The sequence below is a fragment of the Ignatzschineria sp. RMDPL8A genome (assembly GCF_029815055.1).
Classification (GTDB): domain Bacteria; phylum Pseudomonadota; class Gammaproteobacteria; order Cardiobacteriales; family Wohlfahrtiimonadaceae; genus CALZBJ01.
On the sequence record NZ_JAPPWA010000001.1, the window covers coordinates 313,824 to 320,933 of the forward strand.

Genomic DNA, 7,110 nt, shown 5'->3' on the forward strand with positions numbered 1-7,110 from the left:
AAAAAGCGCACCCGAAGATGCGCAAAAACAATCAATTACTTACATTTCAAACTAGGAGGAGAGGCAAGGGCTACGTCCTGTAACAGAGCGATATCCCTATCTAACGGTGAGGCAAACGCCTTGCATTAATTATCATAAAAACGGCTCAATCGTCCATTATTGAGATAATCATTCAATTCCTTTTTAAATGATCCACCGACAAATTTACATCCTGTGAGCGGCGCACGTTCTACTCAATTAATGCATTTACTTTCAGATTCTTCCATGAACATCGTCCGAGATCATCATCCTTGATCACCTCGCTGATGAATCATCCCTGATAATTCATCCGTTCCTTGCCACGGATAAAGTTTAGTAGACAAAACTAAAAGATTGATTTAAAAAAATCGATTGAGTTATATATAAAAAAAATAAGTGGTATTATTATTCTTTTAACATTGTGTACTAAGACGGATATGCTGACTTTACGAAACCTCCCCTATTACCTGCAATTAATGCGTGTTGAGAAGCCGATTGGCAGCCTCTTATTGATGTGGCCAACGCTCTGGGGAATTTGGGTGGCATCAAGTGGAAAACCCTCGCTGAAAGTCTTTTTAATCTTTATGCTCGGCGTCTTTTTTATGCGCTCGGCGGGTTGTGTGATTAATGATATTGCCGATCGTAATTTCGACAAACATGTCTCGCGCACCAAAGAACGGCCACTCACCTCGGGGAAAGTCACCTTAAAAGAGGCGATCACGCTCTTAATGCTACTGATTGCGGTCTCTTTCTGTTTAGCACTCTTTTTAAAATGGGAGACGCTCCTTCTTGCCATTCCTGCACTGATTTTAGCGCTTAGTTACCCCTTTATGAAGCGTTTTCACTCCCTTCCGCAAGCCCATTTAGGCCTTGCCTTCGCCTTTGGAATTCCGATGGCGTTTATGGAAGTCAAAGGGGAGTTGTTCCCGGCCACCGCGCTTTTATTAATGGCGGCCAATGTCTGCTGGGCGCTGGTATTTGATACTGAATACGCTATGAGCGATCGCGAAGATGATAAAAAAATCGATGTGCGCTCGTCGGCTCTTTTATTTGAGAAACTTCTCGGAAAACGGGATTACTATCTCATTGTAGCGCTGCAATTTGGCGTGCTCTTTTTCCTTGCGGCCACCTATTCGATTTTAGGGTGCTCGCTCTACGGAATCTTATCGCTACTCGTTGTCGCGGGGCTCTTTGCCTATCAAATTAATATGATTAAAGACCACGATCCGAAGCGCTGTTTTGAAGCCTTTTTACATAATAATTGGGTGGGATTTACTGTCTTTGTGGGCTTTTTTCTTCACTTTTTCGCATAAATTTTCACACAATCACGCAGAGCTTTCGGAGGCTTTATGGGCAATCGTCTTTCAAAAATTGTGACTAAAACCGGCGATCAAGGCACAACAGGGATTGCGGGCAATATTCGTCTTTCCAAAGCGGATCTTCGTATTGAGGCGATCGGCGATATTGATGAGCTCAACGCCCATTTTGGCGAGGCGATCGCGCTGTTAAAAAGCCTTACTCAAAGGGATAACAGCGATAAGGATGAGATGAACACCATTGAATCGACTTGGCTCACCATCCAACATCATCTTTTTAATTTAGGCGGTGAACTTGCGATGCCTGAGCATGCCTTTATTGATGCCTCCATCACCGAAACGCTCGAACGCTTGATTGTCGCCTATAACGAGGCTCTGCCTCCGCTGAAAGAATTTATCCTTCCGGGCGGCTCAATCCTTGTGGCGAAAACCCACCTACTTCGCACCATCACTCGCCGTGTCGAGCGTAGGCTTGTTGCCCTCCACGAGCGTGATCCGCTCAATCCGGCCTCGATTATCTTTATCAATCGCCTCTCTGATTATCTCTTTGTCACCGCGCGCCATATCGCACGCATCACCAAAACGCCCGAGGTGATGTGGGATAAAACAAAACTATGAGCGCGCAGAGCGGAAATCCCTTTCCGACAACCTTAATTCTCATGGAGATTTCGAGCGATAACCTCGCCTGGGCAGATCACCATTATCCACAATATGCACTCGATACCGATTCTGAAAAACGGAGCGAGCAATACCACTTAGGTCGCGCGCTACTTCATCATGCGCTGATTCATATTGCAGGTATACCACAAGCTGATTTGTGCCACATTATTGAGTTTCAATACGGCGAGCATGGTCGCCCTTTTTTAACGCCCCCTTATCAAAATATCTATTTTAATCTGAGTCATACGGATCACTCGGTGGCCCTTGTGATTGGTCAATCGCCTAAGATTGGTGTCGATATTGAACAGATTAAACCGCGCCGTTTTTTTGATCGGCTCCTCACCCGCACTTTTACCGAAAAAGAACAACGCTGGATTCAAAACGCATCCAACTTTAAAGCGGCTTTTTTTATGCTCTGGTCGGGGAAAGAGGCCTATCTTAAAGCCGATGGTTCTGGTTTATCTCGTCTTGCTGAATTAGAATTTGATCCTCTTCATCACTCAATGCATGGCCCACTTGAAATTGATTTAAGCCGTACAGATTATCATCCAGATAAGAAATTAATATTTAAAAACAATTACTTGCTTTATGTAACGATTCTTAACGAAGATAAAATTGAGGACAAAAAAGCCCAAAGTTTAGCGCTATTAATCCCGGAAAAAGAGGCAAAATCTTTACAAATCTTAGGCATAAAAAAAGGCGCTTTCGCACCTTTTAAAATCAACTGGCTTCATCAATTACAGAGTCATTAATCACTCTATTGACGCTCGATAATCGCCAGACAGTCATTATCCGCTGTGTTAATTTGCTAACACAGCGATTATACGATTAATCGTTATCTTCAATTAAAAAATCATCACGGTCTGCACCCGCTTCCACTTTTTCGCGCATCCATACCGGCATCTTACCGCGACCGCTCCACTTTTCTTCGGGGTTGTCAGGGTTTTGATATTTCGGCGGAACTTTACGTCCTTTCCGTGGGTTACGCTCTTCAAAAACATCGTCGAAGGAGAGACCGGAATCATCGAGCAAGCGCTTGATCTGTTTTTTAATCTTTTTCGCATCCGCTAATCGACGTTTCTCGATTTCACGGCTCGCACTTGCAATCACGCTTTCAATCTCTTCAACGCTCATGCTTTCAAAATCTATCTGTTTAATCATGGGTACAATCCTTATTACCTCTTTACGTTTCTTATAAAACACTCTACTGGTTAATATTAATTATATCGTTTTATATGTCAAATAAGATTAATGATTTATCATTATCAATAATTTTTATTGTAACCTATGAGAAATTTTGAAGCATTGTCGAATTCGTGGCGTTCTGGCAAAATCTTCTGGGAGCGTCGCCTTCGAAATATCGATGATTTCAAAGCGTTCGGAGAGTGATTCATCCATCTTAAATTGGCGTAGATTGGTAGAGAAAATAAGCTCGCCCCCACGATCAACAAGACGCATCGCTTCGCTAATCAGATGCTCATGGTCGCGCTGAATATCGAGCACGCCTTCCATCCGTTTTGAATTTGAAAAGGTCGGCGGATCCATAAAGATCAGATCAAATTTATCGGTACGTTGCTCCATCAGGGGTTTACGACGCATCTTTTCGATATGCTTACGCAGCCACTCAAAAACATCGCTCTGATCAAACATGTGCTTTGGCCCTTGATGACCATTAAGGCGCATATTGCGCTCCGCCCATTTTAAGTACGTGCGCGACATATCCACCGAAGTAGTCGTCCGCGCGCCACCATTGGCCGCATGCACCGTACCAACGCCGGTATAGCAAAAGAGATTCAAGAAGCGTTTATTGCGCGCATTTTCAAACAGATATTGACGCACCGAACGGTGATCGAGAAAGAGCCCCGTATCGAGATAATCCACAAGATTAACCAAGACCCGTGCAGAGCCCTCGTTTACCTCGAAAAACTCCCGCGATTCATCATATTTCTCGTACTGATCTTGCCCTTTTTGACGGCGACGATGTTTCACATAGATATGCTCATCACGCACCTCATCAAAGACCATCGGCACAATGGCAAGCACTCGATTAAAGCGCTCTTCGGCCACTTTAGGATTGATGGTTTTCGGCGCAGCATATTCATAGATCACAAGGCGGTCGCCATAGCGATCAATCGCCACATTAAATTCAGGAAGATCCGCGTCATAAAGACGATAACACTCGATCGATTGGCGATTAGCCCAACGCTCTAAATGTTTTTTATTTTTAAGGAGGCGATTGCGGAAATCTTCCCCACCCCCTCTTAAAATTTGCTCTAAATTATGGCGAACCTCATTAGCATCGGCCTTTTCACGATCGACAAAATAATCCGGCGCAATGGTAAATTGCAGATAAGTGGTCTCAAGCGCCCCGTTAAAAAACTTATTGAGTTTGCGCGCACGAAGCCCCATCACCCGACCCAATTCGGTATCGGAGGTAATAACGCCGGCATCAAATCCTGCAAATTGACGCATCCAATCGCCGAGATCTTGATAGGTTTCCACAAGCTCAACTTTATCACCCAAACGCTCACCATACGGTGGGTTAGTGACGATTAAACCGGGCGTTAATCCTTCCGGCATTTCAAACTCTTGGAAGTTTTTATGATGGAAGGTCATATTTTTAAGGACGCGAGCACGGTCCGCATTCGCTTTGGTAATCCCGATCATCCGCGCACTGCGCTCAACGCCATAAAGTCGGCCGTTATAACGCGCTTCCCCTTTCTCTGCACGCTCGCGCGCTTCAGAAAGACAGATGTCCCACTCCTCTTCGCGGAATTTACGCCAATTCATAAAGGAAAAATCATTCCGATAGAGGCCCGGAGCAATGTCACGAGCCATGAGCGCCGCTTCAATTAAAATCGTTCCTGCACCACAAAGCGGATCGATGAAGTCTTCATGCTTTGCCGCTTTTTCAGGCCAATTAGAACGATATAAAAGCGCCGCCGCTAAGTTTTCTTTAATCGGCGCAACTCCCTGCTCGGTTCTAAAGCCGCGCTTATGAAGGGGCTCACCGCTTAGATCGAGATAGAGGGTGTAATTTTTATCATGAATGTGCACATAAAAACGCAAATCCGGATATTCGGTATCCACATTTGGACGCGAATCGAGCAGCGTATTAAAGTAATCCACAATCGCATCTTTCACCCGAAGGGCAGCAAAATGGGTGTGAATTTTAGGCGCTTTTTGCGTTGTTACTTTTGTGGCAAAAGTGTTGTTATCGCTCATGTGCGATGACCACGGGAATGTACTTAATTGTGCGTACAGATCGTCAAGATCACGCATCGTTCCCGTTTTTAATTGTAATAACACGCGCGATCCGCAACGCACCCACAAACAGGCTTTATACGCATCTTGAGTGGTGCCTTCGAACACAACTCCCGATCCTTCTTGCTTCCCTTCAATGCCAAGTTCGGCCAACTCACGAATTACATAAGGGGTTAACCCGCGCGCGCAGGTAATAAAAAAAAGCGACATAATAATATTAACTCAATAAGGGTATAAAAATGGGATGTGTGCACGAAGCGCCAATCTGGCCAATCCGTCTGTTTCCAGCAACGCCGAAAAGAGGATCATGTGCAACCATAAGAAATCTAATGATTATAGTGAACATTAAATTATAGCGCAGATTCGATTATCTGCAAAATCTGATCGATTATTTTAATATTGATGCGAAAATATCGTCGCGAGCACTATTTACAATTTACGTCACTTCGATCCACAATCATCGGCACTTTCCCCTCAATTTGGACGCTTTTAATTAATAAACATTATCAGTTTTTCGTAATCTAATAAATATTTTATATCAATATCAAGCGCCTAAACGCTCCATGCCGATCTGGCATAGGCTTTGCTTTATAAAGAGTATCGAAAACCCCAGGTATACAGGGACGTATGCCTTATGCAGAGGTTTTGTTACCGAAGTCTCTGCAACTTTATTTTGCTCCCATGGAGCATGAGGATCCATGCAATCGGGGAGAATCTCTCCATGGCGTGTAATTTTGGAAAATTGTATCCTTTTCCATGAACCGCTAACGGTTCAAAGTCCTCCGTTAAATTAATTCTGATCGATTAATTTAATGCTTTTAGCCCTACACCCGTTGATGTAGGGCTTTTTTTATGCCGATAATTATGCAAAAAAACTAAACCAAGACCCCTTTATTGTAGGCCGAGGTGATGCGAAGCAGACGTCTAACGTGATCACCAATCGCCCCTTTCACCGCCTCTTCATCGATAATATTGCCATCGGGATCGATGGTTGCGCTGATGCCGTAGGGATTGCCGCCACTTGCTTGGGCATGAGGGCTCACAAATCCAGTGGGAACAATGATCGCGCCCCAATGTTGCATTACGGTGTAGATCGAATCGATCACGCGTTCTTGTCCGCCGTGGAAATTATTGGCACTGGTCATCGCGGTAACAAATTTATTGACCGTACGGCCCTGCGCCCAAAATCCACCCAATCCATCTAAAAAGAGTTTAAATTGTGCGGCCATTACCCCAAAACGTGAAGGGGATGCAAAAATAATCGCATCGGCCCAATCTAAATCGTCCTCACTCACCACTTCAATACCAGCGCAGTCTTCCACATTTTCAAGCCATAACGGATGCTCTTTAATCACATCCATTGGCACCGTTTCCGCCACTTTACGCAGTTGCACTTTTGCTCCACACTCTTGCGCTGCCTTACTCGCCCAGCGCGCCATCTGAGTGTTGGTACCATTCATACTATAAAAAACAATGAGTAAATTTGCTTTCATCTTTTCTCCTTTCAGTACTCAAATGTATGAGTGACTAAAAAAACAAATTGCTAATGATTTAATTGATTATTATTCGTGTAAGAAGACCCGTCTCTTCTTAAATTGCATTTAACTTTTGTTTAACATTGCGTTATTGATCTCCCCACTATATCACCCACAGCGCTGATAATATAGCCCCTTTGAGCGAATTTTATTGTTCTTAGCGGTTCGAAATTAACGTTTCAGCCAGCAAGATTTTTAGAGATCTTTAATGATCGATCCTATCAAAAAGAGATTACCCAAGGATTACAAAAGTGATAAAGAATAAGAAAGAAAACATCTCTTTTCACCATATCCGGCACTTTTCACTTTCCTCCCGG

The 7,110-nt window shown here is 43.9% G+C and carries 6 protein-coding genes; 3 read left to right on the top strand and 3 right to left on the bottom strand.

Annotation, left to right across the window (positions count from 1 at the left end; all coding sequences use genetic code 11):
- Positions 1–455 precede the first annotated feature (455 nt).
- Genes ubiA through OXI21_RS01440 form a run of 3 tightly spaced genes read left to right on the top strand, consistent with a single transcriptional unit; the run spans position 456 to position 2,746 of the window.
- Positions 456–1,331: a 4-hydroxybenzoate octaprenyltransferase gene (gene ubiA, locus OXI21_RS01430; RefSeq protein ID WP_279617768.1), complete on the top strand. Its 876-nt coding sequence runs from the start codon at positions 456–458 to the stop codon at positions 1,329–1,331.
- Between the two features lie 36 nt (positions 1,332–1,367).
- Complete coding sequence (locus OXI21_RS01435; protein ID WP_279617769.1) at positions 1,368–1,952, top strand: cob(I)yrinic acid a,c-diamide adenosyltransferase; 585 nt, start codon at positions 1,368–1,370, stop codon at positions 1,950–1,952.
- Complete coding sequence (locus tag OXI21_RS01440; RefSeq protein ID WP_279617770.1) at positions 1,949–2,746, top strand: 4'-phosphopantetheinyl transferase superfamily protein; 798 nt, start codon at positions 1,949–1,951, stop codon at positions 2,744–2,746. Before OXI21_RS01435 ends, OXI21_RS01440 begins: the two co-directional genes overlap by 4 nt.
- A gap of 76 nt (positions 2,747–2,822) precedes the next feature.
- On the opposite strand, the gene OXI21_RS01445 is transcribed toward OXI21_RS01440, so the two are convergent.
- The 3 genes from OXI21_RS01445 to wrbA form a co-directional block, all read right to left on the bottom strand.
- Complete coding sequence (locus tag OXI21_RS01445; protein WP_279617771.1) at positions 2,823–3,155, bottom strand: H-NS histone family protein; 333 nt, start codon at positions 3,153–3,155, stop codon at positions 2,823–2,825.
- A 114-nt stretch (positions 3,156–3,269) separates the two neighbouring features.
- Positions 3,270–5,468: a bifunctional 23S rRNA (guanine(2069)-N(7))-methyltransferase RlmK/23S rRNA (guanine(2445)-N(2))-methyltransferase RlmL gene (rlmKL, locus tag OXI21_RS01450; RefSeq protein ID WP_279617772.1), complete on the bottom strand. Its 2,199-nt coding sequence runs from the start codon at positions 5,466–5,468 to the stop codon at positions 3,270–3,272.
- A 665-nt stretch (positions 5,469–6,133) separates the two neighbouring features.
- Complete coding sequence (wrbA, locus tag OXI21_RS01455) at positions 6,134–6,751, bottom strand: NAD(P)H:quinone oxidoreductase type IV (protein ID WP_279617773.1); 618 nt, start codon at positions 6,749–6,751, stop codon at positions 6,134–6,136.
- Positions 6,752–7,110: the final 359 nt, after the last annotated feature.